This window comes from Salinibacterium sp. SWN1162 (assembly GCF_015864675.1).
Classification (GTDB): Bacteria; Actinomycetota; Actinomycetes; order Actinomycetales; family Microbacteriaceae; genus Rhodoglobus.
Genome location: NZ_JADYWT010000003.1, coordinates 1 through 24058, shown reverse-complemented (window position 1 = coordinate 24058; position 24058 = coordinate 1). Strand labels below are relative to the sequence as shown.

At 60.8% G+C, this 24058-nt stretch carries 25 protein-coding genes, 1 other RNA gene and 1 pseudogene; 17 read left to right on the top strand and 10 right to left on the bottom strand.

Going from position 1 to position 24058, the window contains the following annotated elements:
• Positions 1 to 64 precede the first annotated feature (64 nt).
• On the bottom strand, positions 65 to 1138 hold the full coding sequence (locus I6E58_RS11540; protein WP_197133823.1) for an InlB B-repeat-containing protein: 1074 nt from the start codon (positions 1136 to 1138) through the stop codon (positions 65 to 67).
• Positions 1139 to 1157: 19 nt separating this feature from the next.
• Positions 1158 to 1889 (bottom strand): annotated as a pseudogene (locus I6E58_RS14525) (hypothetical protein); the annotation flags it as partial.
• A gap of 276 nt (positions 1890 to 2165) precedes the next feature.
• Here I6E58_RS14525 and I6E58_RS11530 point away from each other — a divergent pair.
• The 12 genes from I6E58_RS11530 to I6E58_RS11475 all read left to right on the top strand — a co-directional run bounded on the left by I6E58_RS11530 (position 2166) and on the right by I6E58_RS11475 (position 12777).
• Entirely contained in the window at positions 2166 to 3212 is a 1047-nt protein-coding gene (locus I6E58_RS11530; RefSeq protein ID WP_197133821.1) for a Gfo/Idh/MocA family protein, read from the top strand.
• A gap of 121 nt (positions 3213 to 3333) precedes the next feature.
• Positions 3334 to 5196: a BCCT family transporter gene (locus I6E58_RS11525; RefSeq protein ID WP_197133820.1), complete on the top strand. Its 1863-nt coding sequence runs from the start codon at positions 3334 to 3336 to the stop codon at positions 5194 to 5196.
• Between the two features lie 108 nt (positions 5197 to 5304).
• A complete protein-coding gene (locus tag I6E58_RS11520; RefSeq protein WP_231595638.1) occupies positions 5305 to 5487 on the top strand; it encodes a hypothetical protein in 183 nt (60 codons plus the stop codon).
• On the top strand, positions 5487 to 5921 hold the full coding sequence (locus tag I6E58_RS11515) for a TadE/TadG family type IV pilus assembly protein (protein ID WP_197133819.1): 435 nt from the start codon (positions 5487 to 5489) through the stop codon (positions 5919 to 5921). Before I6E58_RS11520 ends, I6E58_RS11515 begins: the two co-directional genes overlap by 1 nt.
• The gene (locus I6E58_RS11510) at positions 5896 to 6348 is read left to right on the top strand and encodes a hypothetical protein (protein WP_197133818.1); all 453 of its coding nucleotides are present in this window, start codon (positions 5896 to 5898) and stop codon (positions 6346 to 6348) included. The genes I6E58_RS11515 and I6E58_RS11510 overlap by 26 nt, the downstream gene beginning before the upstream one ends.
• Positions 6348 to 6791, top strand: coding sequence for a Tad domain-containing protein (locus I6E58_RS11505; protein WP_197133816.1), 444 nt, complete (start codon positions 6348 to 6350; stop codon positions 6789 to 6791). The genes I6E58_RS11510 and I6E58_RS11505 overlap by 1 nt, the downstream gene beginning before the upstream one ends.
• Positions 6792 to 6927: 136 nt before the next feature.
• Positions 6928 to 7914 carry a LacI family DNA-binding transcriptional regulator gene (locus tag I6E58_RS11500; RefSeq protein WP_197133814.1) on the top strand — a complete coding sequence of 329 codons (987 nt, stop codon included), beginning with the start codon at positions 6928 to 6930 and terminating at the stop codon, positions 7912 to 7914.
• Between the two features lie 36 nt (positions 7915 to 7950).
• Positions 7951 to 9234 (top strand): ABC transporter substrate-binding protein, encoded by a 1284-nt coding sequence (locus I6E58_RS11495; RefSeq protein WP_197133812.1) that lies wholly within the window; start codon positions 7951 to 7953, stop codon positions 9232 to 9234.
• Complete coding sequence (locus tag I6E58_RS11490; protein WP_197133810.1) at positions 9234 to 10148, top strand: carbohydrate ABC transporter permease; 915 nt, start codon at positions 9234 to 9236, stop codon at positions 10146 to 10148. The genes I6E58_RS11495 and I6E58_RS11490 overlap by 1 nt, the downstream gene beginning before the upstream one ends.
• A gap of 3 nt (positions 10149 to 10151) precedes the next feature.
• Positions 10152 to 11027: a carbohydrate ABC transporter permease gene (locus I6E58_RS11485; protein ID WP_197133808.1), complete on the top strand. Its 876-nt coding sequence runs from the start codon at positions 10152 to 10154 to the stop codon at positions 11025 to 11027.
• Positions 11024 to 11947 (top strand): nucleoside hydrolase, encoded by a 924-nt coding sequence (locus tag I6E58_RS11480; RefSeq protein WP_197133806.1) that lies wholly within the window; start codon positions 11024 to 11026, stop codon positions 11945 to 11947. The genes I6E58_RS11485 and I6E58_RS11480 overlap by 4 nt, the downstream gene beginning before the upstream one ends.
• Before the next feature lie 176 nt (positions 11948 to 12123).
• Complete coding sequence (locus I6E58_RS11475; RefSeq protein WP_197133804.1) at positions 12124 to 12777, top strand: SDR family oxidoreductase; 654 nt, start codon at positions 12124 to 12126, stop codon at positions 12775 to 12777.
• Here I6E58_RS11475 and I6E58_RS11470 read toward each other — a convergent pair.
• Positions 12767 to 13414, bottom strand: coding sequence for a LysE family translocator (locus tag I6E58_RS11470; RefSeq protein WP_197133802.1), 648 nt, complete (start codon positions 13412 to 13414; stop codon positions 12767 to 12769). The genes I6E58_RS11475 and I6E58_RS11470 overlap by 11 nt on opposite strands.
• Positions 13415 to 13419: 5 nt before the next feature.
• The gene (locus tag I6E58_RS11465) at positions 13420 to 14676 is read right to left on the bottom strand and encodes an MFS transporter (protein ID WP_197133800.1); all 1257 of its coding nucleotides are present in this window, start codon (positions 14674 to 14676) and stop codon (positions 13420 to 13422) included.
• Between the two features lie 98 nt (positions 14677 to 14774).
• Between I6E58_RS11465 and prfB the strand changes: the two genes are divergently transcribed.
• From prfB to smpB, 4 genes are all read left to right on the top strand, one after another.
• Positions 14775 to 15881: a peptide chain release factor 2 gene (prfB, locus tag I6E58_RS11460; protein WP_197133798.1), complete on the top strand. Its 1107-nt coding sequence runs from the start codon at positions 14775 to 14777 to the stop codon at positions 15879 to 15881.
• Positions 15882 to 15987: 106 nt separating this feature from the next.
• Entirely contained in the window at positions 15988 to 16800 is an 813-nt protein-coding gene (gene ftsE / locus I6E58_RS11455; RefSeq protein ID WP_197133795.1) for a cell division ATP-binding protein FtsE, read from the top strand.
• Complete coding sequence (gene ftsX / locus I6E58_RS11450) at positions 16797 to 17714, top strand: permease-like cell division protein FtsX (protein WP_197133793.1); 918 nt, start codon at positions 16797 to 16799, stop codon at positions 17712 to 17714. Before ftsE ends, ftsX begins: the two co-directional genes overlap by 4 nt.
• 112 nt (positions 17715 to 17826) lie before the next feature.
• Positions 17827 to 18306: an SsrA-binding protein SmpB gene (gene smpB, locus I6E58_RS11445; RefSeq protein ID WP_129073421.1), complete on the top strand. Its 480-nt coding sequence runs from the start codon at positions 17827 to 17829 to the stop codon at positions 18304 to 18306.
• A 31-nt stretch (positions 18307 to 18337) separates the two neighbouring features.
• Here smpB and I6E58_RS11440 read toward each other — a convergent pair whose 3' ends face one another.
• Both I6E58_RS11440 and I6E58_RS11435 read right to left on the bottom strand, forming a co-directional pair.
• Entirely contained in the window at positions 18338 to 19015 is a 678-nt protein-coding gene (locus I6E58_RS11440) for an SIMPL domain-containing protein (protein WP_197133791.1), read from the bottom strand.
• A 2-nt stretch (positions 19016 to 19017) separates the two neighbouring features.
• Complete coding sequence (locus I6E58_RS11435) at positions 19018 to 19290, bottom strand: glutaredoxin domain-containing protein (RefSeq protein ID WP_197133789.1); 273 nt, start codon at positions 19288 to 19290, stop codon at positions 19018 to 19020.
• Between the two features lie 205 nt (positions 19291 to 19495).
• Between I6E58_RS11435 and ssrA the strand changes: the two genes are divergently transcribed.
• Positions 19496 to 19870: a transfer-messenger RNA gene (gene ssrA, locus I6E58_RS11430) on the top strand.
• Positions 19871 to 19959: 89 nt separating this feature from the next.
• Here the strand turns inward: ssrA and galK are convergent.
• The 4 genes from galK to I6E58_RS11410 form a co-directional block, all read right to left on the bottom strand.
• Positions 19960 to 21147 (bottom strand): galactokinase, encoded by a 1188-nt coding sequence (galK, locus tag I6E58_RS11425; RefSeq protein ID WP_197133786.1) that lies wholly within the window; start codon positions 21145 to 21147, stop codon positions 19960 to 19962.
• On the bottom strand, positions 21144 to 22253 hold the full coding sequence (galT, locus tag I6E58_RS11420) for a galactose-1-phosphate uridylyltransferase (protein ID WP_197133784.1): 1110 nt from the start codon (positions 22251 to 22253) through the stop codon (positions 21144 to 21146). The genes galK and galT overlap by 4 nt, the downstream gene beginning before the upstream one ends.
• Positions 22250 to 23227 (bottom strand): UDP-glucose 4-epimerase GalE, encoded by a 978-nt coding sequence (galE, locus tag I6E58_RS11415; protein ID WP_197133782.1) that lies wholly within the window; start codon positions 23225 to 23227, stop codon positions 22250 to 22252. The genes galT and galE overlap by 4 nt, the downstream gene beginning before the upstream one ends.
• 156 nt (positions 23228 to 23383) lie before the next feature.
• Complete coding sequence (locus I6E58_RS11410) at positions 23384 to 23869, bottom strand: GNAT family N-acetyltransferase (protein WP_129073427.1); 486 nt, start codon at positions 23867 to 23869, stop codon at positions 23384 to 23386.
• Positions 23870 to 24058 lie beyond the last annotated feature (189 nt).

The following is a 24058-nucleotide window of genomic DNA, read 5'->3' as shown; positions in this document are numbered from 1 at the left end:
AGCAGACCTCATGGCGTTCGGGTGGCGTGCGGAGGTGCCCATGATTGGCCCCTCCACACCTTGGTCAGCCCTTGCGGGTTTTTGTGCGTCGACGGAGTGCGATGAGAGCGAGGCCAGCCAGCAGGAGAAGAGCCGCGACGCCCAAGCCGGGCGTTGGATCGCTTCCGGTGAACGCAAGGTCTCCGGCAGCAGCAACCGTGGGGGGCGCTACGGGAGTAGCGACCACCGTGGGTTCTGCGGGAGTGTCAACTACGACAGTCCAGGTTGCGGTCAGGGTGACTGGTTTGGTGACGGGGGCAGCGAAGTCGTAGGCGGTGCCGTTGGAGGTCCATCCGGCGAAGGTGTAGCCGTCGCGGGTGGGGTTGGCGGGTGTGGAGATGGTGTCGCCGTCGGCGACGTTGGTGGGTGCGATCTCGGTGCCGCCGGCAGCGTCGAAGGTGACGATGTGGGTGACGGCAATCGCGGTCCAGATTGCGGTGAGAGTGATCGGTTCGGTAACCGGGGTGGCGAAGTTGTATGTGATGCCGTTCAGCGTCCATCCCGCGAACTCGTACCCGTCACGGGTGGGGGCGCTGGGTACGGTGCTGGTGTCGCCCGCGTTGATCGCTGCAGCGGGGATGCTAATGCCGCCGGCAGCATCGAAGCTGACGAGGTAATTGAACCCGATGAGGATGCTTCCGCCTTCGCCGACTACGGAAGCCGCAGCCGAGTAGCCGACCCCGGCCGGTGTGACGGTGTTGGTGATTGGGGATGCGACCTTGTGGATAGTAGGGGATGCGCTTGGGTTTCCCCCATCGGGTGAGGCTCCAGTTTTCGGGGTNGATGCGCTTGGGTTTCCCCCATCGGGTGAGGCTCCAGTTTTCGGGGTGCCGTGAATATCCAAGTTGCCAGGGTTTCCGAATTCGCCACCGCCGATACCAGCGGCGTTCCTTCCGCCGGTTGCGGTGATGGTGCCGCCGGTGATGGTGGTGGTGCCTCCGACTCCAGCCCCGCCTCCGCCGATGCCGGCAGCCGAGATGCCGCCGTTCGCGGTGGTTGTGCCGCCGTTGATGGTGGTGGTGCCACCGCTGCCGAATTCGCCACCGCCGATACCAGCGGCGTTCCTTCCGCCGGTTGCGGTGATGNCCGAATTCGCCACCGCCGATACCAGCGGCGTTCCTTCCGCCGGTTGCGGTGATGGTGCCGCCGGTGATGGTGGTGGTGCCTCCGACTCCAGCCGCGCTTCCGCCTCCGCCGATGCCGGCAGCCGAGATGCCGCCGTTCGCGGTGGTTGTGCCGCCGTTGATGGTGGTGGTGCCACCGCTACCGAAGAAGCCTCCGCCGATGCCGGCGCCGCGCTCGCCGCCGTTTGCGGTGATGGTGCCGCCGTTGATGATGGTGGTGCCGCCGCTGCCTTGGAAGACGCCGCCGATGCCTGCTGCGAAGTCGTCGCCGGTTGCGGTGATGGTGCCGGCGTTAATGATGATGGTTCCGGCATCGCTAGCATCGACGCCGACGCCGGCTGCGGCACGGCCTCCGATACCGGGAGCGTTGGTTCCACCGGTGGCGGTGAGAGTTCCGCCGCCGGTGGCATTGATGATGAGCGTGGAGGTGCTCGGTACACCGATTGCGGCCAGCGCGCCACTTGGGCTGGTGATGTTGAGGGTGTGACCGTTCAGGTCGAGGGTGATTGCCTCACCATCGTCGATAGCAAGCGAGTCTCCGCCGTCAGAGTCGATATCGGCGTCGAGCACGACGGTGTCGCCATCGACTGCGAACGCAGTCTTGAGTGCACTCCAGCTGTCTACGGTGACGCTCGCAGCGGTCGCGGGCACCGCGACGGCGAGAGCCAAGGGGATGGCCAGCGCGGTTGCGAGCGCAGCGGTTTTCAGAAATGGGCGTGCGAGCATGAATGATCCCCGATAGGTCGTTCGGAACATCGTTCATTCCGCAGTGGTTATCTAGAAGATAGCAGGTTGATGGTCAATTTTGAGCGTGCGCGAAAGCCCGCGTTTCAGCCTTGTCGCCGTCTCTAGCGCGAACGTTCAAAAGTGCTGGTGGGAGAGCCGTCAGCGGTCAGAAGCGTGCGACCAAAGTGGTCTAGCAAGTAGACGTTCACCCCGCCTTCGGCGAGGCTCCTAGACTGGTCGAGGCCTGCGCCGCCGCAGCCGACCCCGACGAGAAGGATGCTTGTGTTCCCCACCACGTTCCCGGCCCCGATCATTCCTGCCGCCGACTCCGTACCGGCCCTCCGCTGGGGCGTCATGGCTCCCGGTGGAATCGCCGCGACCTTCGCCGCCGCGGTGCAGTCGCACACCGAACAGAAACTTGTGGCTGTGGCATCCCGCAGCCTCGACCGTGCCCAAGACTTTGCGAAGACCTGGGGCATCGACAAGGCCTACGGCGACTATGCCGAGTTGCTGGCCGACCCTGACGTTGACGTGATCTACATCGCCGCGCAACAGCACGTGCACCGCGATCTCGCGCTGCAGTCGATTGCTGCGGGCAAGCACATTCTGGTCGAGAAGCCGTTCGCGATGACCGGGGCCGAAGCTCGCGAGATAGTTGCCGCCGCCCGCGCCGCCGGGGTGTTCGCGATGGAAGCGATGTGGACTCGCTACCTTCCCCAAACCTCGATCATCACCCAGCTCATTGCCGATGGCACCTTCGGTGAAATCCACCTCGTCACCGCCGACCACGGCCAGCACATACCCGAGGGGCACCGGGTTCGCTCACTCGACAGCGGGGGAGGAGCCCTGCTCGACCTCGGCATTTACCCGGTCGCCTTCGCATCGCAGATTTTGGGGGCGCCCACCGCCATCCATAACGTCGGTTCTCTCATCGAGAGTGGGGTGGATGCCCAATCCCTCCTTACACTCAGCTACGCGGGCGCGGCTCAGGCCCAGCTCAACACCACGCTGCTCGCGCGCACACCGATCACGGCATCCGTCGCGGGAACCGATGCCCTACTCCAAGTGGGTAACGGCTTCTTCACGCCGACCTCCTTGACGCTCTCGAAGCCGGGCTTCGACGGCGAATCCATTCACTGGAAAGACGAAACGGGCATTGTCGGTCACCGCGGGCTCAGCTATCAGGCCACGGCACTCGCCGGGTTCGTCGGCCAGGGGCTCATCGAGTCGCCAGTCCACTCGCTCGACGAAACCGTCGCCATCCTTGACACCATCGACAGCGCCCGTTGGCAGCTCGGCTACCGCTTCAACTCTGAACAATAAGGAAGTCGCGCGCGCCGGACGGTCGACGGCTATCGCCAGCTGCCGTCTGCTATTACGCTTCAAGGACGCAGAGGAAGGCCTGTACTCTGGGTAGTTTGCACTTCACGCGATCGGAGATCTTATGACCGCAGAATCAACAATGCCTGCAGAGGCAGAATTGCCTAACCGGCCAACAGCAACGCGGATGCTCGCCCCCTGGGTGTTTTGGCCGGCCGCCGGCCTCATCATCGCGATCACCGCATTCTCGATCATCGCGCCAGACCTGGCGAATGCAGTATTCAACAGCCTGCAGTCGAGCGTCATCAACTCGTTCAGCTGGTACTACGTGCTCATCGCGGCATTCTTTGTTGCCTTTGCGCTGTACCTAGGGTTCAGCCGCTACGGCGACATCAAGCTCGGCAAGGACGACGACGAACCCGAGTTCTCCATGATCGCGTGGATCTCCTTCCTCTTCGCTGCGGGCATGGGTATCGGTCTCGTTTTCTACGGCGTCGCCGAGCCTCTTAGCCATTTCTCTAATCCTCGTCCCGGTGTCACCGGCACCGAGATTGAGCTTGCTCAGCAGGCCATGAGCCAAACGTTCCTCCATTGGGGTGTGCACGCCTGGGCCATCTACGTGGTCGTCGGCCTCGCGCTGGCCTATGCCATTCACCGCCGCGGTCGCCCCATCTCCATCCGCTGGACGCTTGAGCCGCTGCTCGGCAAGCGAGTTCGTGGTGGCTGGGGCAACCTCATCGACGTAATCGCTCTTGTCGGCACGGTATTCGGTGTTGCCACGTCTCTCGGTCTCGGTGTTCTTCAGATTTCTGCTGGGCTCGAAAAGACGGGTATCGCTGAGTCGAACCTCACCACACAGATCGCTGTCATTGTTGTAATCGTTGGCTTCACCATCATGTCGCTCGTGTCCGGCATCGGTCGCGGCATGAAGTGGCTCTCGACGACCAATCTGCTCCTAGCAGCTGCACTCCTGATCTTCCTTCTCATCGTCGGGCCGACGGCGTTCCTCTTCCGGGACTTCGTACAGTCAATCGGCAACTATCTGCAGGGCTTTATCGGCCTGAGCTTCAATGTCAGCGCCTACGCTGGCGAAGCCGGCGAACAGTGGCAGGCTGGCTGGACCACCTTCTACTGGGGCTGGTGGATGTCGTGGGCCCCGTTCGTGGGCGTCTTTATCGCCCGTGTGTCCAAGGGCCGTACCGTGCGCGAGTTCGTGGGTGGCGTCATGCTCGTTCCCACCGTGCTCACGTTCCTCTGGTTCAGTGTTCTCGGCGGCAATGCGATCTACCGCGAGCTTTACGGCCAGGGCGGCCTTGTTGCCGCTGATGGATCGGTGGATGCCGACTCGGCGCTCTTCGATCTGCTGGCCGGTCTCCCGGCCGGTACCGCTCTCACATTCGGTGCCATCCTCCTGATCGGCATCTTCTTCGTCACCTCGGCAGACTCGGGCGCGCTCGTGATGTCAATGATCGCGACAGGTGGCTCGGCTGAACCGCTGAAGCGCATCCGCGTCTTCTTCGCTCTGCTGGCATCGTTCTTGGCCATCGCACTCTTGGTCACGGGTGGTCTCCAGACTTTGCAAACCGCGGCCATCCTTTCGGCCTTGCCGTTCAGCGTCGTGATGCTCATGATGTGTGCCGCGACAATCACGGCGTTCAGCCGTGAACGACGAGCCTACGAGCGAGCTCAACGTGCGCAGTTCGTTGACCAGATCGGTACCTTCTACGGCCTCGAGGTTGAAGAGCCGCTCTTGCGCGAGACCGTCCACCCGCTTCGGGCCGCTCTCGATCGTCTCCGTAAGAAAGCGGCGAAGAACGGTGGCGGAATTTCGCAGGTCACCGAAGACGCCATTTTGGCCGACACCGGCCTCCGTTCGCCCGACAACATCGCTCAGGCCGATGCGATCGTTGAGGACGAGGTGGAGACTCTGCAGGCGCTTCAGGCTGAGGAAGAGGCTAAGCGCAGGCACGGCACGACTTCTGAGTAGCGGATGGCGAGCGGCTGGCGCGAGACAGTGTCGGCCGCTTCCTCGCTGTGGAAAGTCTCCACGCCCATTTGTGTTTCGCTCAATGATTGCAGAGTGAAATCAACTCAATTGCTTCTGAAGAGCGGGCTTACCCGAGGCACCCGAACGCTCACGTCAGAACGAGGAGACGTGCCGGGCTGGGTGCTGATTACATTGATGACCGCAGGTTTGGTCATCATCATCTGGGGCCTTGCTGGCCCAGCACTCAGCTCGGTTTTCGAACAGGCTATTGATCGCGTCACCGGTTTCTAATGTCAGCGCGGTGGCGCGAACGTGTGCGTCGGTGGCGTGAGCGTTCTCATCAGCTTCGCGCCGATCAGTCTGGCTCTGCCGTAGTCGAGTTCGTCCTCGTCTCAGCGCTGCTGACGGTACTGACGCTCAGCGTTATTCAACTCGCTCTTGCCCTCCACATCCGAAACACGGTTCTGGATGCCGCGGCGGAGGGCGCTCGCTATGCCTCCCTTGCCGACACCTCGTTGGGTGATGGCGTGATTCGTACTCGTGACCTCATCTCTACGGCTCTATCTCCCGGCTATGCGTCGAATGTCAGCGCTGCGACCACGACGCACCTCGGGCAGCCCGCTGTCGTCATCACCGTCAACGCTCCGCTGCCGCTTATCGGTTTGGTCGGTATCAAGAACGGGCTGGAGGTGTCAGCCCATGCGGCTATCGAACAGGTTCGCTAGCGAACGCGGCTCGGCTTCGCTTGAGTTCATCACGGTGGGCTTGGTGATGCTGGTGCCGCTCGTGTACCTCGTGCTCACGATGGCGTCGATTCAAGCCGGGGCGCTCGCTGCGGAGGGTGCGGCGCGTCAAGCCGCGCGCGTCTTCGTTCAGTCCGACTCTGTGGAGCAAGCGAATGCTGCGGCATCGAGTGCCGTGCAGTTCGCGCTCGATAATCACGGTGTCGATGCCGCCAATGCCGCGGTGACGATCACATGTACGCCTGACCCCTCAGATTGCCTCGCTCGCAGAAGCCTCGTTACCGTGCAGGTTGCGATCGCGGTTGATCTTCCGCTGGCCCCGCCCGTGCTCTCCGGCAACTTTCCGCTCCAAGTGCCGCTGGATGCCGCGGCTACCCAGCAAGTGTCGCAGTTTGCGGGGTCACGCTAGTGGGCACTTCGCGACGCCTGCGCGATGAGGACGGTTCGGCGCTCGTGCTGACCATCTTCTATGGGTTTCTTTCGCTCGTTCTCATCTTTCTGGTGGTGGCGGCCACGTCGCTTTATCTCGAGCGCAAGCGTCTGTTCACTCTTGCCGATGGCGCGGCTCTTGTTGGGGCAGAGTCCTACGACCTCGACGATGTCATTCGTACGCCGCAGGGCTTTCGCCCCCAACTGGAGCCCGAAAAGGTGGCCAATGCCGTCGCAGAATACGTGAGCGCGGCCCCGACTTCTGAGTTCGAGCGACTCAGTGTCGACGAAGCCACGAGCGCCGACGGCTCCGGCGCGACTGTGTCGCTCTCGGCCTATTGGCGGCCACCATTCATCTCGCTGCTGGTCCCCGAAGGCGTGCGCATCGAAGTGAGTGCGAACGCGCGCTCGATCTTTTCGTAGCTTCGGGCAGCTTGCCTCGCCGAGAGCGTCATCTAAGCGCCGAGAAATCAGCATTTCTCGTTAGTTGCGCGGCTTAGCTTCGCGTTGCTAGAGTCCGTTCTAATCGATTCGTCTAATCCATTAGAACGGTTTCACCATGACGACTATGCAAGACGTCGCGCGGCACGCAGGAACCTCTGCGGCGGTCGTCAGCTATGTCCTCAATAACGGTCCGCGCCCTGTCTCAGCTGAGACTCGCGAAAAGGTACTCCGCGCCGTAGACGAACTCGGTTACCGCATCAATAGCGCCGGACGCACGCTTCGCTCGCGTAAGAGCAAAATCCTCGGGCTCATCGTGCCGGATAGCTCACATCCATTTTTCGCGGATATCTCTCGGCGCATCGAACGCTCGACGTACGACCTCGGCTATGTCGTACTCATCGGCAACACTCTTGCTGACCCGGTGAGAGAACGCGAATACTTCGAGCTATTTCGCGAACACCAAGTCGATGGCGTGATCCTCACTATCGACCCCGAAGACCGAGCAGCAACACTAATTGAGGCGGGTATCCCCGTTGTGCTCCTTGACGAGCGCTCTGCCGAGCTGGATGCCGCACTGTCGTCCGTCTCAGTAGACAACTTTCAAGCTGCTTTCGACGCCACTACGTCACTCATCGCTGAAGGGCATAGTTCAATCGGATTCATCGGGGGTAACCCGGGACTCCCCTCCGCGGACTCGCGATTCGAGGGCTGGAAAGCAGCGCTCGATAACGCCGGGATGAATGCTGACAGGTCTCGCCGAGTCGAATTTTCCCGCCAGGCGGGCTACGAGGTCGCGTTCGAATTTCTCGAAGATCGTGAAAACGCACCGACTGCGATGTTCGTCTCAAGCGACCAACAAGCCGTTGGCCTGTTGCGTGCCTGCGGAGAGCTCGGGGTAGCGGTGCCGAGAGAACTGAGCGTGATTTCCTTCGACGACAGTGACGATGCCTTGTACACAACTCCGCCTCTGACTACCGTGCGCCAGCCCATCGACCTTCTAATCGATCGCGCTCTTCAGATTTTGCTCGACCCACCTGCACAGCCCGTTCATGAGCGGTATCCGCATGAAATCGTGCGCCGAGCATCCACTATCCACCACTAGTTATCAGGAACCACCAAGAGAAGGAAAGGCACCACCATGAGCGCAAGAATGATTCTTGCCGCGAGTGCGGCGTCGTTGGCATTAGTGCTAACGGGCTGCGCGAGCGAGGCGACAACGGCATCCGGAGATACGACCGTTCAGTTTTTGGGACCAGAAAATCCCGAAACGTTCGTACCTGTGATCGAAGCATTTGAAGAAACCCACCCCGGCATCAGTATCGAGTACACACAGGTTCCTCAAGACCAGTTCAATAGCACTATCCAGCAGCGCCTCGGCGCTGAAGACGACGGAATCGACGTGTACACGGTCGATCAGCCGCGCGTGTCACAACTAGCGGCTCAAGGTTTCCTCGTCGACCTCACCGAATTGAAGGACGACGCTGAAGCAGCCGTCGCCCCCGATCAGTACGGCGTGAACTTCTACAACGACAAAATGTGGGCCCTGCCCGTGTGGACCTCGACACAGATGCTCTTCTATAACGCTGATGTGCTCGATGAAGCGGGCATCGAAGCGCCGTCGATCGACCCCGCAGCTCGCTGGACCTGGGAAGAGATCGAAGCCGCTGGGGCAACTGCACAGGAGAAGGCCGGAATCGACTACGGTTTCCTCTTCGAGCAGGTTGAGCTCTATTACGAAATGCAGCAGCTCACCGAATCGCTCGGGGGAGGCTCGGGACTCACCGGTTCCGATAACTTGACGCCAAACATCGAAAACGATGGCTGGGTCGACGCCATGACCTGGTACGCCGACACGTTCGAAAGTGGACTCTCGCCTCGCGGAGTTGGTGGCTTTGACACCGGCCCCGTGTTCTCGAACGGAAACGTCGCGTTTTTCGTCGGCGGACCATGGGACGTCGGAATCTTCGCCGGTTCGGCCGAGTTCGACTGGGGCATTGCTCCTCTGCCTTACTTCGAAAACGGTGAGCCTGTCACAGCAACTGGTTCCTGGTCATGGGGAGTAAGCCCGTTCTCAAAGAACCAAGATGCAGCGCAAGAGTTTGTTGAGTTCGCATCTCTCAACGCTGAGGGAAACCTCGCGACGACTGAAGCGCTCACCGTAATTCCGTCGAACGTATCCGCAGCAGCTGAATACCTCAAAGGGTTCGACGCCACTGCCGGCGACAAGAGCGCGGGTGTTGCGGATCTCGTCACTTACGAGATGGCGAACACCGCTGTGGCTCGACCGAGCACCGTTGGCTTCGTTCAGTTTGAAGAAGTAATGAACACTGCTTTCGCAGACATCCGGAACGGTTCCGACGTGGAATCCCGCTTGGCGCAAGCTACGCAGGAACTCGAAGAAGCGTTCGCGAAGCTTCAGTAATGACGTTACACAGTGTCCGCAGGTCGGCGCCTTCGCGCCGGCCTGCGGGTCGTCGGATTCGCAACCGCAACTTGCTCGCAGCCGTGCTCTTTATGGCGCCGGCACTCGTTGCGCTTATCGTGCTGCGCTTGCTGCCTGCAGCCGCGGCAATGTTCGAAAGCTTGCAACGCTCGACTCTTTTAGGTGGCACTAGCTTCGTCGGGTTCGACAACTACGTCGCGATGTTCCAGAGTTCGGGATTCTTGAACTCTCTGGGCGTTACGCTGTTGTTCGCGCTCATCGTGAACCCCGTGCAAGTCGCCTCGGCGCTCCTGCTCGCGGTCTTGTATTCCCGGGCTAGTGCGGGATCGAAATTCTGGCGAACGCTCGTCGTGGTCCCTATTGCGGCCCCTCCCGCTGTTGCTGCGGTGATCTGGAGTGTGATCTACCGCCCCGACGGCATCGGAAACTCCTTGCTGCGACTCGTAGGAATCCCCGAGCAGCCGTTCCTCACGTCGTCTGATCAAGCACTGTTCTCGCTCATCGTGCTTCTGTCCTGGGTCGGGGTGGGGTACTGGATGATGTTCCTCATCGCCGGTATCAATGACATTCCGCAGGATTATTACGAAGCGGCAGCTCTCGACGGCTCGGGCTTTTGGCGCACCTTTTTCTCCATCACGCTGCCGTTGTTGCGGCGGCCGTTGGCGTTCGTGCTGGTTGCGGATACTGTGTCCAATTTTCTTGTGTTCGCTCCGGTTCAGATCCTTACGCGTGGCGGCCCCGACGGGAGCACCAACCTGCTGATGTACGACATCTTCACGAGGGCCTACACAACGAACGACATCAATACAGCTCAAGCCGAAGTCGTCATTTTGGTTCTCATCACTGTTGTTGTCGTCGCCATTCAGTTCCGACTATTGCGAGAGGATTCCTAGCTAGTGACCAGTGCACTCCGTACGCCTTTGCGCCGACGTCCCGTCCACTTCCGGCGTCGCGCTAGCAACATGGCGATCATCACTCTCTCCGCCGTTGTGGGGCTGGCATTTGCGCTGCCCCTTATATGGACGATCACCAACTCGTTTCGTCCCGGCGCGGAAATATTCAAATACATCGACCCGATCCAGTGGTTCACTTTCGTGCCGGAGTCGCCGATCCTCAGCAACTACGTAGAGCTTTTCAGCGGCACGTTCGGTCGTGCGGTCCTCAACTCCATCGGAGTGAGCGCCGTCACTGTCGTACTCGGCGTTCTTATCTGTGCAGCGTGCGCGTTTGCTCTGGCAGCGATCCCGTTTAAAGGTAGTGGCGCTGTGTTCGCAATCGTGGTGCTCAGCTTCCTCGTTCCATTTGACGCCATCGCTATTCCGCTGGCCAATTTATTTCGTGACTGGGGACTGGCTAACACCTTCACGGGGCTGATCTTGCCAGGGCTCGGCAACGGGCTCGCGATTTTCCTGATTCGCCAGTTCTTTCTCGCTGTTCCAACCGAGCTCGTCGAAGCCGGGAGACTGGATGGATTGGGATGGTGGGGCATTTTTTCCCGTATCTACCTCCCGTTATCAGCCCCAGCCCTCTTCGGCGCCGGACTCACGCTGTTTTTGTTTCAATGGCAGTCGTATGTATGGCCCTTGCTCATCGGCACAGATCAGGACCATATTCTGGGGCCGGTTGCTCTTGCCAATCTCAAGGGGCAGTTCTCGATCGACTACGGTGTCCTTTTTGCCGGCGCCGTCATCTTGACGATCATTCCGCTCATCATCATCGTTTCGATGCAGCGCTACTTCATCCAGTCCGTCTCCACCACAGGAATCAAGTGACCTCAGACTCTCGTACCCACACACCCCGCCCTACTAGGGTCATTCTCGACACCGACATCGGCACAGACGTGGATGACGCGATGGCATTGGCGGTCATCCTCGGCAGTTCACAACTCGATCTCGTCGCGGTGACTACCGTGTACGGCGACACGCTGCTTCGAGCACGTCTGGCTCAGCGCTACGCGCGGCTCGCCGGACGCCGCATCCGGGTCGCCGCCGGAGAGCAGAACACGCTATCGGGTAAGCCCGTGTGGTGGGCCGGGCACGAGGGCACTTTGCACGCGGATCTCGAGCAGGAAGAAGTCGACCAGTCGAGCGGCGTTGAGCTGATGGCGCGCTTGCTCAACGAGCCGGAACCGCTCGACATCGTGGCGGTGGGTCCTCTAACGAATGTCGCGGTCCTGCTCCGCGACTTTCCGGAGGCGGCTGCCCGGATAAACCACCTGTGGGTCATGGGCGGCGATTTCTCGAATACGCAGAATGAGCACAATTTCCGGAGCGATGTTGTAGCTGCAACCGAGGTTTTCGCCAGTTCCGTGCCGTCGACGGTGATCGGGCTCGAGATGACGCAACTTGTCAAGATCGACCAGAACCAGGTCGCGCACCTCGCTGACAAAGGGGCGCTGGCTCAGGCGCTTCTTGCCGACATCGAGCAGTGGCGAACGATGTGGTCTGAAACATGGAACGTCCCGCATGACCCGCTGCTCGTGCTTGCCATCACTCACCCTGAGCTCTTCGAGGTGTCACCGACGGGGAGCATCGCTATCCGCCCCGATGGAGACGAGACGGAAGAGGGAGCCTCAAGCTTTCTCATTGGCGAAGGAACCAGTCGCATCATTTCGGCCATGGATGCGGCTGCTTCGGGCGCGCTCATGCTCGATGTCATCGCTGAAGCTAGTCTCGGTACCGCAATTATCTAGCGGAGGACCGAGGGCGAGCAGCGTAACGTCGCGCTACGAGCTCTCTGGGAGCAGGCAGTTAACGAACCGCAGGCATCCAGCGCGCGCCCACACCCCGTCCAGCCAACAGTGAGCTTGGCTCCGTAGCGTTGTCGGTGCATCCCTGCGGATGCACCATCGAAGCAAAGGAGTTAGCTATGAAACGTGTCGCTATTGTTGGGGGCCACGGCAAGATCGCCCTGAGCCTGGCCGAGCTTCTCACCTCACGCGGACACCACGTGCACTCACTCATCCGCAAGCCAGAGCAAGAGGCCGACATCAGTGCCACCGGTGCAATGCCGGTCATCGCCGATGTTGAGCAGCTGAGCGCCGAAGAATTGTCCGAAATTTTCACCGGTCACGATGCGGTTGTCTTCTCAGCGGGCGCCGGCGGCGGTAGCCCCGAGCGTACCTATTCGGTCGACCGCGATGCGGCGATCCGAACCATGGATGCAGCAGCGCACGCTGGAGTTATGCGGTACGTCATGGTTTCTTACAAGGGTGCCGGCCTCGACCACGGCGTTCCCGAGGACAACGACTTCTTCGCCTATGCCGAGGCGAAAGCAGAGGCGGATGAGCACCTTCGTAAGGGCCCGCTGCACTACACAATCGTCGGTCCCGGTTCGCTCTCGAGCGAGCCCGCGTCGGGCACGATCGGCCTCGGCGAGGATGCGAACGACGAGAACACCAGCCGAGAGAACGTCGCGCACGTGCTCGCCGACGTCATCGATGCCGACAACACCATCGGTCAGACCATCGAATTCACCAACGGCCCGACACAGATTTCTGAGGCTATCGCCGCTATTCGCTAGCGTGCGGAATGAAGAGTGATCCCACTCCCAGCGCGATGAGGGCTCCACCGCCGATCGCGCTGAGGGTGGTGATTCGCTGTGGGGAGCGTGCGAACCAATCGCGAGCAAATCCGGCCGCGACGGCCCACGAGGTGTCCGTCACCACGGCTATCGCCATGAAGAGAAGCCCCAACACGAGCAACTGCAATTGCACATTGCCGGCTCCGAAACTCACGAACTGCGGCAACACCGCCACGAAGAACACGGTCGCTTTCGGGTTGGTGATGCCGACGACGAACCCTTGGCTGAAGATCCGCCAGCGCGAACGCACGTGGGGAGCCGCGGCATCCGTAGCGGTGTGATCCTTACGGTGGCGAATAGCTTGCACGCCCAAATAGATCAGGTAGGCGGCGCCCAAGTATTTGACGATCGTGAAGGCGATCACTGACTGGGCTATAACGGTGCCGACGCCAAAGGCAACAGCGAACACGAGCACGACGCCGCCGGTGGCGTTGCCCAGCGAGCTGATAATGCCGCCCATTTTTCCCAGCGAGAGCGATCGTCCGATGAGAAACAGCACGCTCGGACCGGGGATCAGAATGATCGGGAGTGCCACCAGCACGAACGCGATGAGGTTGCTGGCGGGGATGCCGGGCATACCCGCTACCGTTGAGGCTTCTGGATGTAGCGGGGAACGTAGCGCAGCATGATGCCGGCGCCCACGAGTCCCAGAATCCCAATCGCTCCGGCCGCGACCGAGATCGACGCGACTGCCGTGAGACCCGCGATCAGCAGCGGCGATGCTGCCTGACCAACGCCGCCCGTGAAGCGCCAGGCGCCCAAGAACGGAGCTGGGTTAGTCGGGGGAGCGAGGTCTGCGCCGAGCGTCATCAGAATTCCGCTACCGAGGCCGTTCGCGAGCGACAGGAACATCGCGGCGAAGATGAACCACGCGGTGTTCGCACTCACGTCGTGAGTCACGGAGAGCACGAGGTGGCCGAGTCCGAGCCCGACGAGCGAGGGCACCGCTGTCCAGAGGCGCCCGAATCGGTCCATGATCTGACCGCCGGTATAGAACAGAGCGAAATCCACAGCGCCAGCGATGCCGATGATGATGGCGGTGTTGGTGTCGGCCAAGCCGATGCTCACGGCCCAGAGCGGCAAGATGACTTGACGACTCGCGCGCATTGCCCCGATCACGGCGGCGCCAAGCCCGAGGCGGGAGAGCAGCGCGCGGTTGCGATGAACGGTAGCGAAGAGACCGTGCGATTCCTTTTCGACGAGCGCCTCCCCATCCCGCAGCGTGCGGTTATTGACGCGCGTGGTGTGCACGGCGCCAAAGGTCGTCGCGGGGTCCGGCAGTAAGAGCAGCACAGCCGCGGCGGCGATAGCGGCGACGACATGAATCCAGAATGCGGCAAAGACTGTGCCAGTGAGATGGATGACTCCGGCCGAAATAAAGGGACCGATGAAGACGCCGAGGCGGAAGGTTCCGCCCAGCGTAGAGAGCGCACGAGCGCGGTAAGCAACCGGAACGAAGCTCGTCAAAAAGGCGTGCCGCGCCAGTGCGAACACTGCGGCGGCGAGGCCGAGCAGCAGCACTCCGAAGCCGAGCGCCACGGGATTGGGCGAGAGAATCGCGATTACGACTCCGATGATCGAGAGAGCACTCGCGCCGATCATGGCCGGGCGTTCGCCGACGCGGGAGATGAGCCATCCGCTCGGAATATTGCCGAACAGTTCGCCAATCGTCAGCACTGCTGCGACCAAACCGGCGATCGCGAGAGTGGCTCCGAGGTTATCGGCGGCAATCGGAATCAGCGGAATAATCGCGCCTTCACCGATAGAGAACAGCAGTGTCGGCAAAAGAACGGGCAGGCCGATCGAACGCCAGCTGAAAGGTTGTTCTGTAGTGCTCATCGCCCTCAATCGTAGGGTGTGAGCGAGCATCTCCGAGCATCGCTCGCACCCGGGGAACCGTGTGCCGCGCAGTCTTCGCGGGTAGTCTGGTGAGTGACATGGATGAACTGGACTTTTCTGACGACATCGCAGGCTTGCGTTCCACTTTTGAGGATATCCGCCAGGTGGTCGACCCCGACCGGCTCGAGTCGGAGATTGCGCGCTTGAGCGAAGCAGCCGGTGCCCCCGATCTGTGGGATGACACCGACAAGGCGCAAAAGGTCACGAGTGACCTCAGCCACCGCCAAGCCGAACTCGCCAAAATCAACTCCATCTCCAACCGCCTTGACGACCTCGAGATCATGGTCGAGCTGGCGAACGAAGAAAGTGATGAGCAGGCTGCGGCGGATGCTCGTACTGAGCTCGCTGGCATCCGCAAGACTCTCGGCGACCTCGAGGTACAGACTCTCTTGAATGGCGAGTTTGACCAGCGGCCCGCCGTCATCACTATTCGAGCCGGAGCCGGAGGCGTCGACGCCGCCGACTTCGCCGACATGCTCTTTCGCATGTACCTGCGCTACGCCGAGCAGCATTCTTACCCGACGCGCGTGCTCGACACGAGCTACGCCGAAGAAGCGGGTATCAAGTCGGCAACCTTCGAGGTCGATGCCCCGTTCGCGTTCGGAACCCTCAGCGTCGAAGCCGGCACGCATCGTCTCGTGCGTATGAGCCCCTTCAACTCGGCGGGCAAGCGCCAGACCAGCTTTGCGGCGGTCGAGGTGGTTCCCCTCATTGAGACGACGGATGTTGTCGAAGTTCCCGAGAACGACATCCGAGTTGATGTTTTCCGTTCTTCCGGTCCCGGTGGTCAGTCGGTTAACACCACGGACTCTGCGGTACGCATTACGCATTTGTCCACGGGCATTGTGGTGAGCTGCCAGAACGAGAAGAGCCAAATTCAAAACCGTGCCGCTGCAATGCGTGTGTTGCAGTCGCGGTTGCTTCTCTTGCAGCGTGAGCAAGAGGCTGCCACGAAGAAGGAAATCGCCGGTGTCATCACCGCGAGCTGGGGCGACCAGATGCGCAGCTACGTGTTGGCGCCCTACCAAATGGTGAAGGATCTCCGTACCGACTACGAGGTCAACAATCCGTCGAATGTCTTCGATGGCGATCTCGATGGCTTCATCTCGGCGGGAATCAAATGGCGCAAACGCGTCATCGAATAACCGATCGCGCTCGTCAGCTGTGCCCTGAACTGGGCCACCCTGTGAGTACGGGTGTGCGGTGCGTCGCTGCCGCGTTCTGGGGCACCGCTCCTTAGGCTGGCTCCAAATGATTCGTTTTGATTCTGTTTCGAAGTCGTATCCGGGCACGACACGACCGGCGCTGAGCTCTGTTGACCTTGAGATCCTCAAGGGCGAGTTCGTGTTTCTTGTTGGCGCGTCGGGCTCAGGTAAGTCGAGTTTTCTGCGCTTGATCCTCAAAGAGGAGAACCCCTCGAAGGGTTCTATCCACGTGCTTGGCCAACACTTGAACACTCTGTCGAGTCGCAAAGTGCCGTACTTCCGCCGCAATTTGGGCGTCGTCTTCCAAGACTTCCGACTGCTGCCGAACAAGACGGTCTTCGACAATGTTGCTTTCACTCTGCAAGTAATTGGCAAGAGCCGGGGCTTCATCCAAGAGGCTGTTCCGGATGCTCTGAAAATGGTCGGTCTCGCCGGCAAGTCGAATCGCTTCCCTCACGAACTTTCGGGTGGTGAGCAGCAGCGCGTGGCGATCGCCCGTGCGGTCGTCAATAAGCCCGCCATCATGCTTGCCGATGAGCCAACAGGAAACCTTGACCCCGCTACTTCAGCGGGCATCATGACGCTTCTCGAGCGGATCAACCTGGGCGGCACCACCGTGCTGATGGCGACCCACGATGCCGGCATCGTTGACCAGATGAAGCGCCGTGTAATTGAGCTCATCGGCGGTCAAATCGTGCGCGACGAGCTTCAGGGCGGCTACCAGACGCAGACGGTTCCGACCCAGCGGCGAATGCCGCATTCCATGGCCAGCGCGTCATCGTCGGCAACGGCAACACAGGCTCCGCTGCAGCGACCGGCCGCGCAGTCGTCGACGACCGGTGAGGGGCTCGACGCATGAGGCTCGGTCTGATTCTCGGAGAGGTCGGAAGCGGTCTTCGTCGCAACCTCTCGATGGTGGTCTCTGTTGTTCTGGTGACCTTCATTTCGCTGACTTTTGTCGGCGCATCCATTCTTTTACAGATGCAGATCGGTCAGATGAAGGGGTACTGGTACGACCGGGCGCAAGTCGCGGTGTACATGTGCACCGATATCGACACCACAGGCAACTGCACCTTGGCCGAAGCTACGGAAGATCAAATTGCCGCGGTCAAGCAGCAGCTCGATTCTCCGACGCTCGCGCCGTACATCAACGAAGTAGAGTTCGAGACTCACGAGCAGGCCTACGAAAACTTCAAAGAACAGTTCGCCGACACGACCTTCGAAGGCATCATCACGCCGGAGTCCTTGAATGAAAGCTTCCGCGTAAACCTTGTTGACCCAGAACAGGCTGACGTGCTCATCGAGAGCCTCTCGGGATTGGCGGGTGTCGAGAGCGTGGAAGATCAGCGTGCCTACCTCGAGCCCATTTTTGCCATTCTGAACGCGGCCAGTTACACCGCGATTGGGGTCGCTGGGCTGATGCTCGTCGCTGCCGTATTGCTCATCGCCACCACCATTCGACTCAGCGCTTTCTCTCGCCGGCGAGAGCTCGGAATCATGAGGCTTGTGGGGGCGTCGAACCGGTTCATCCAAACACCGTTCATCCTCGAGGGGGTGTTCGCGTCATTGATCGGTTCTGTTCTTGCCGGTGGCGCCATCGTAGCGATCGTGCAGTTCTTCGTTCGCGGCTACTTAGCCAGCACCTTGCCTCTAAACACCAGCCTGTTGGGAATGGAAGAGGCGCTATTGGTAGTGCCGATTCTCATAGCAGCGGGTGCAGGGTTGGCAGCAATCTCAGCGGGCGTCGCCATCAGCCGTTACCTGAAGGTATAAGCCGCTTCCTCAGGGTGTAGCCCCTGCGGCACTCTCGCGCTAAACTGGTCTGCTGCACTGTTGGCATTCGCCGCGGTTGCGTGGCATCCCGTATTTGAGAGAGAAGTGAACCATGCCCAAGGAAAGTGAGCGGAAGGTTGTCGCCAGCAATCGCAAGGCCCGCCACGATTACAGCATCGAAGACACCTATGAGGCCGGTCTTGTGCTGTCGGGCTCGGAGGTCAAGTCTTTGCGGTTGGGGCGCGCGAGTCTCATCGATGGCTACGGCTTCATCGATGACCATTCAGAAGCGTGGCTGGATGCCGTACACATTCCAGAGTTCTTTCAGGCGTCGTGGACTAACCACCCTCCGCGTCGCAAGCGCAAAATGTTGCTGCATAAAGAGCAGATTCTGAAGATCCATAACAAGATCAAACAGGGCGGTTACACGCTCGTGCCGCTATCCATTTACTTCTTGGATGGCCGCGCCAAGGTAGAACTCGCTGTTGCCAAGGGCAAGCGAGAGTACGACAAGCGCCAGACGCTTCGCGAGCGTCAAGATAAGCGTGAATCAGATCGTGCGATGGCCGCGCGTAAGAACATGGGGGAGTAGCGAGAGCCTTCTCGTTCTCCGGCGCACGCCCCTAACTGGCGTGGAAGCGAGCTTCGACGCTCGCCGCTACCGAGATATTCTGCGGGTTGAGTGCCAGGGGGCCTCCTGCAGCGGGAGCGACCATCATGCGAGCGGAAGCCTGCGTTGCGCCGCCGCTATGTTCGGAGCCGGAGCCGGGGCCAACATCGGCAAGCATTCCGGGATCTGCGATCGCGGTCGTGGTGACTTCGGAAAGTCCCACGCTTTCGGCGTACTCCCGCGCCTTGGTATAGGCGTCGATGACAGCAAGGTGCCGTGCTTCGGCGCGAGCTTCGCGAGTGGCTTCGTCGGTGAGCTCCCACTCAACGAGCGCAACCGTAGTGTGGTCAACGGCGCTGACGTACTCAATGAACATCGCGAGCGCTTCAAAATCTCGAAAGCGCGCGATGTAGCCGATCGTGGCGGAGTACACCAAGGGGAGTTGCTCGCCGGCATTGTTCCACGGGCGCTGAGAGGTCACGCGAACGGTGTCTGACGACCATCGCGTGACGGCACCATCGTTCGAGGCGAGCTGAGTGAGAAGGGCATGAACCCGGCCCGACGACTGCATGGCAGCGTCGAACACTTCACTCCGGTCGGGGCCATCAATGGCCACCGAAAGGTGCACGATGCCGCGTTCGGCAGGGTGCCACGACTCATGCTCACCTCGAACGGTGATGACAAGAGGCATCGCTAGATAGCGCCGAGCTCTGCCAGCTTCGTCTTCAAGTCGTTATCGCTCGGCTCGACCTGGAAGGTTCCGTCAGTGAAGTGCACGACAGGGATGTTGAGGCGACCGCTGATGGCGTGTGCGCGATCGGCAGCCGTCGGGTCTTTTTCGACGTCAACCTTTTCCCACTCGATGTCGAGCGAGTTGAGAAGCGCCTCGGAGCGGCGGCAATCGCGGCACCAGTCTGCTCCATACATGGTTACTTTGGCGGGGTTAGCTGTGGTTGATTCGCTCATCCTCCCAACCTAGTTCTCGCCGACTGGATGTGGGTGGTGCGTTCGCTGGCAGCGTTCGCCGTGGCCATACAACGGCCTTTCCCGTCGCTTCTCGCTGCGCTTGTGCGCAACGGGCTGGTTTGTCTCAGGTTTCTGACCTATCATTGAGGGCTGCGCATTCGTGAGCAGTATTGATAACTCCACAGCGCGACAACGACCCACACAGGGGGATGATCGGTTTCGACATTGCCTGCAAAACTGTGAGAAGCGGGTCGAGAATGCAGCCTTATCTCGTTAACGATGACTGCAAACTATAAGTGCCAATTCAAAGCGCACTGACTTCGCCCTCGCTGCCTAAGCGAGCGCACTAAAGAAGTCCGTCAGACCGGGAATGCTCTCTACTCGGATCCTGGCGCAATTTAGAGAGATTGCTGCGTAGTTACGCCTGAGGGCTACGTGGGACTTAAACTCTGGCTGGGCTCGTTGACCTAGGTGCTTGTGGCAAAGGTCAGAGCCGAGTAGAACGTCTGCACAAGATACACCCGTAGAAGGCATGGAATTACAGCAGTGGACGGGGGTTCAATTCCCCCCATCTCCACCACCGGTCGTTGTCGCGTTGTGAGAGTACTCCTGCCAACAGGGGCACCCTGTCAGCAGGAGCATCACGCCGAGTCTCTCTGTGACTCGCTCCTATCCCACCGCTGAGTCGCCCATTCGTTGAGCGCCCTGTGACGGCGTCACTGTGAAGGTGACCGGCTCGCCGTACCCGGCAGCGGCGAATGCTGCGACCACAGCAGCCTCTACCGCGGGCACCAGGGCGTGCGGCACGAGCGCGATAGCTGCTCCGCCGAAGCCGCCGCCGGTCATCCGGGCGCCAATCGCTCCGTTGTCGCGTGCCGTTTCGACAGCGAGGTCAAGTTCGGGAATCGAAATCTCAAAGTCGTCGCGCATCGATACGTGAGAAGCGTCGAGGAGCGCGCCGATGGCGAGTGGTCCTTCAGCGCCCAGAACACGCACGGTGTCGAGCACCCGCTGGTTTTCGGTAACGACGTGGCGCACCCGGCGGAAGGTGACGTCGTCGAGCAGTTCGCGCGCGCGGTCTAGATCGCCGACGCTGACGTCGCGTAGAGAGGAAGTCCCCATTGCTGCAGCTCCCGCTTCGCACGCGGCGCGACGCTCAGAGTAGCCGCCAGTAGCGTGCGAGTGCGATACGCGCGTATCCATCACGAGGATACTCAGCCCAGCCTTCGCCAGCCCGAGCGGCACGACCTGGGCTTCGAGCGAACGACAATCGAGGAACACCGCGGCGTCGGCAGCACCAAGAAGCGACGCTGATTGATCCATGATTCCAGTCGGGGCTCCGACGACCTCATTTTCGGCGAGCTGACCAACTTTGGCGAGCTTTTCGCGCGTGAAATCGAGGTTCCAGAGGTCGTTGAGTGCTAACGCAACCGAACTTTCAATGGCAGCGGATGATGAGAGCCCCGCACCCACGGGAACAGTGGAGTCGATCAGGATATCCACGCCGGTCACGCTGCTCAGGTCAGCGCCGTGCTGGCCGAGCGCCCAGGCGACCCCGAGCGGGTACGCGCTCCAGCCCACGATCTCGCCGGCGGTGCGTGCGGCCTCCAGACCTGCGAGCGGAAACTCAACGGCGGTGTGGTCAAAGGTGCTCGTCACGCGGATTACACCATCAGTCCGCAGCCCGACAGCAGCCCGCGTTCTGCGATCGATCGCGAACGGCAGCACGAAGCCTTCGTTGTAGTCAGTGTGCTCACCGATGAGGTTCACGCGACCGGGGGCAGACCAGACGCCTTCGGGCGCGTGGCCCATGAACTCGGTAAAGCGTGCGGTTAGTTCGTCAATGGTTTTGCTCATGCTCGTTCGATGGCCTTTCGGATGTTGTCGGCTGCAGCTTCTGGGGTGACGTCGGCGATCCACGCGCCCATCGCCGACTCAGATCCGGCAAGGTATTTGAGTTTGTCTGCCGCGCGTCGCGGCGAAGTCAATTGCAGGTGCAGGCGGAAGGTATCCCGCGCTCGGTTGACGGGAGCTTGATGCCACGCCGCAATGTAGGGGGTAGGGGAGTCGTAAATGGCGTCGACTCCGCGAAGCAGTTTCAGGTACAGACTCGCGAGTTCGTGGCGCTCAGCTTCGGATGTTGCGGCGAAGTCCGGCACCTGCCGGTGCGGCATCATGTGGATCTCGATCGGCCAGCGGGCTGCGAAGGGCACGAATGCGGTCCAGTGCTCTCCGCTCAAGACGACGCGATCGCCGGCTCGTTCGAAGTCGAGGATGTCCTGAAACATCGTGGGCGACGTGCGCTGGATCGAATCGAGCGTGCGCTGGGTTTTGGGCGTGATGTATGGGTACGAGTAAATCTGGCCGTGTGGATGAAGCAACGTGACGCCGATTGCTTCGCCGCGGTTCTCGAACGGGAACACCTGCTGAACGCCGTCGAGTGCAGAAAGCGCTTCGGTGCGGTCGGCCCAAGCTTCGATCACAGTGCGGGCGCGACTTTCGGTTTGCGTACCGAACGACCCTTCGTGGTCGGGGCTGAAGCACACGACTTCGCAGCGTCCGATTGAACTGCGGGTGCGCCCGAGTCCGAGTTCTGCCAAGTCCTCGAGACCGTCGGGAGCATTCTCGCTTCCGGCAAGTGCCGGACCAAAAGAGGGTGAACGGTTCTCGAACACCGCGACGTCGTAGAGCGCGGGAACCTCAGAGGGGTTGCTCGCCGTTTGCGGCGCCAGCGGATCTTGATCGGCTGGCGGCAGAAAAACACGGTTTTGGCGCGCGGCCGCAATCGAAACCCATTCGCCGGTAAGGATGTCTTGGCGCATGGTCGCCGTCGCGGGGCGAGGGTCGAGAGTGCGGCTATCGACCGAGCGCTCGTCGCCGAGAGTGGTGTCGGCGTCATCGAAGTAAATGAGCTCGCGACCGTCGTTCAGGGTCGTTGGGCGCTTCGTAATTTTTGTCGTCATTCTGAGGCTCCCTCTTCGGCACGCAGGCGGGCTTCCCAAGCGCTGCGAACCATTTCTTCGGCGGTGTGACGCATCTTCCAATCGAGGTCGCGCGCGGCAAGTTCGCCAGTGGCCACAATGCGGGGCGGGTCTCCAGCGCGGCGCGGCGCGATCTCGGGGGTGAAGTCGATTCCGGTCACGGATGCCACGGCCGTCATGATTTCGGCGACGGAGAGTCCGTCGCCGCTTCCCAAGTTGTACGCAGGTTCGATGCTGTCGTGCGCCTCGAGGCGACGAGCTGCGGCAACGTGGGCGGCAGCGATATCGGCGACGTGAACATAGTCACGCACGTTCGTTCCATCGGGGGTCGGGTAGTCGTTGCCATTGATCCGCGGCGTCTTGCCGGCAACGAGCGCTTCGAACACGAGCGGGAAAAGGTTGTGGGGGCTCGTGTCGTAGACCGCGGCATCCCCAGATCCAACAACGTTGAAGTAGCGAAGTGAGGTGTGGCGAAGGCCGGTAGCGACTTCTTGGTCGCGCAATAGCCATTCTCCGATGAGCTTCGACTCTCCATAAGGGGAGAGGGGGGCTTTCGCCGTGGCCTCGGTCACCACATCCACATCCGGGGTTCCGAACACGGCGGCGCTGGAGGAGAACACGATCTGATCGACGTCGCATTCGACCATAGCTTCGAGCAGAGCAAGCGTTCCGGTCACGTTCTGGGAGTAAGTGTGAAGGGGGCGGTCGACGGAGACGCCCGCATATTTGAAGCCGGCCACATGGATGACTCCAGTGACGTCATGCTTTTTCATCGCGTCGATGAGCGCTGTTTTGTCGAGGATGCTGGACTGCACGAGTGGCACGCCCTCGGGGACGAACTTCTGGAATCCGCTCGACAGGTCATCCACAATCACGGTCTTCATTCCCGCGTCGATGAGCGCGCGCACCACGTGTGCGCCGATATAGCCGGCACCGCCGGTCACCATCCAAGTCATCGTTATCCCTTGTGTCGAAGCAGAGGCGAAGCGGCGACTGCAGCTCTACACCCGTGATAGTTCAATAATATGATTATTGGGCACACGCGTCTACCGGCGGTGCTTGAACAGTGGATGTCGTGCCGCGGATGCTCGCGCGCCACGCGCCGCGAATACCTAACGACGAATAAGTCGAAGTTCCCGGATGTTCGGATTGAAGTCCATCTCCCGCACCATCCCATCGCGCATGAAACGGTTCTTGGCGTAAAAAGCGCGGGCGCGTGGGTTCTGCTCGAGTACCCACACGCTTGCCGGGGCACCGCCGAGCGCGGCGTCGATCAATGCTTGGCCGGCGCCAGTGCCGTGAGCGCTAGCCAAGACGTAAATCATCTTGAGCTCCTCGGCAGGCAAGTCCGGCTCGTCGCGATGGTGTTCAGCGTGTGCGAGGCCAACGATGGCGCCGTCTACTTCGGCGACAACCGAGGTGGTGTCGTGATCGGTGAGTATTTGGTTCCACAGGGCTTCCCGCCGAACACGGGCTTCGAGGCTCCAGGCCTGAATGGGGAAGAGGCCGGTATAACTCTCCTGCCAAGACTGCGTATGCACAGCGGCAAGCTCTTTAGCGTCGTCGAGTCGCGCGGCTCTCGTGGTGAAACTGGGCACCCCACTATCTTGATGCACAGCCGGGGAGTCGCCGGTAAAAACACGGCTCCACGCAGGCCCCTATTCGAGCGACACGCCCGGGATGCGCATCGTGTTGGTGGGGCACTCAGAATGCACGTATTGTTCTTTCTAGTCACCCCAAAGGTGCGGAAAACGAAGTCAGCTTTTGCTGCTGAGTTTCCGGTCTCA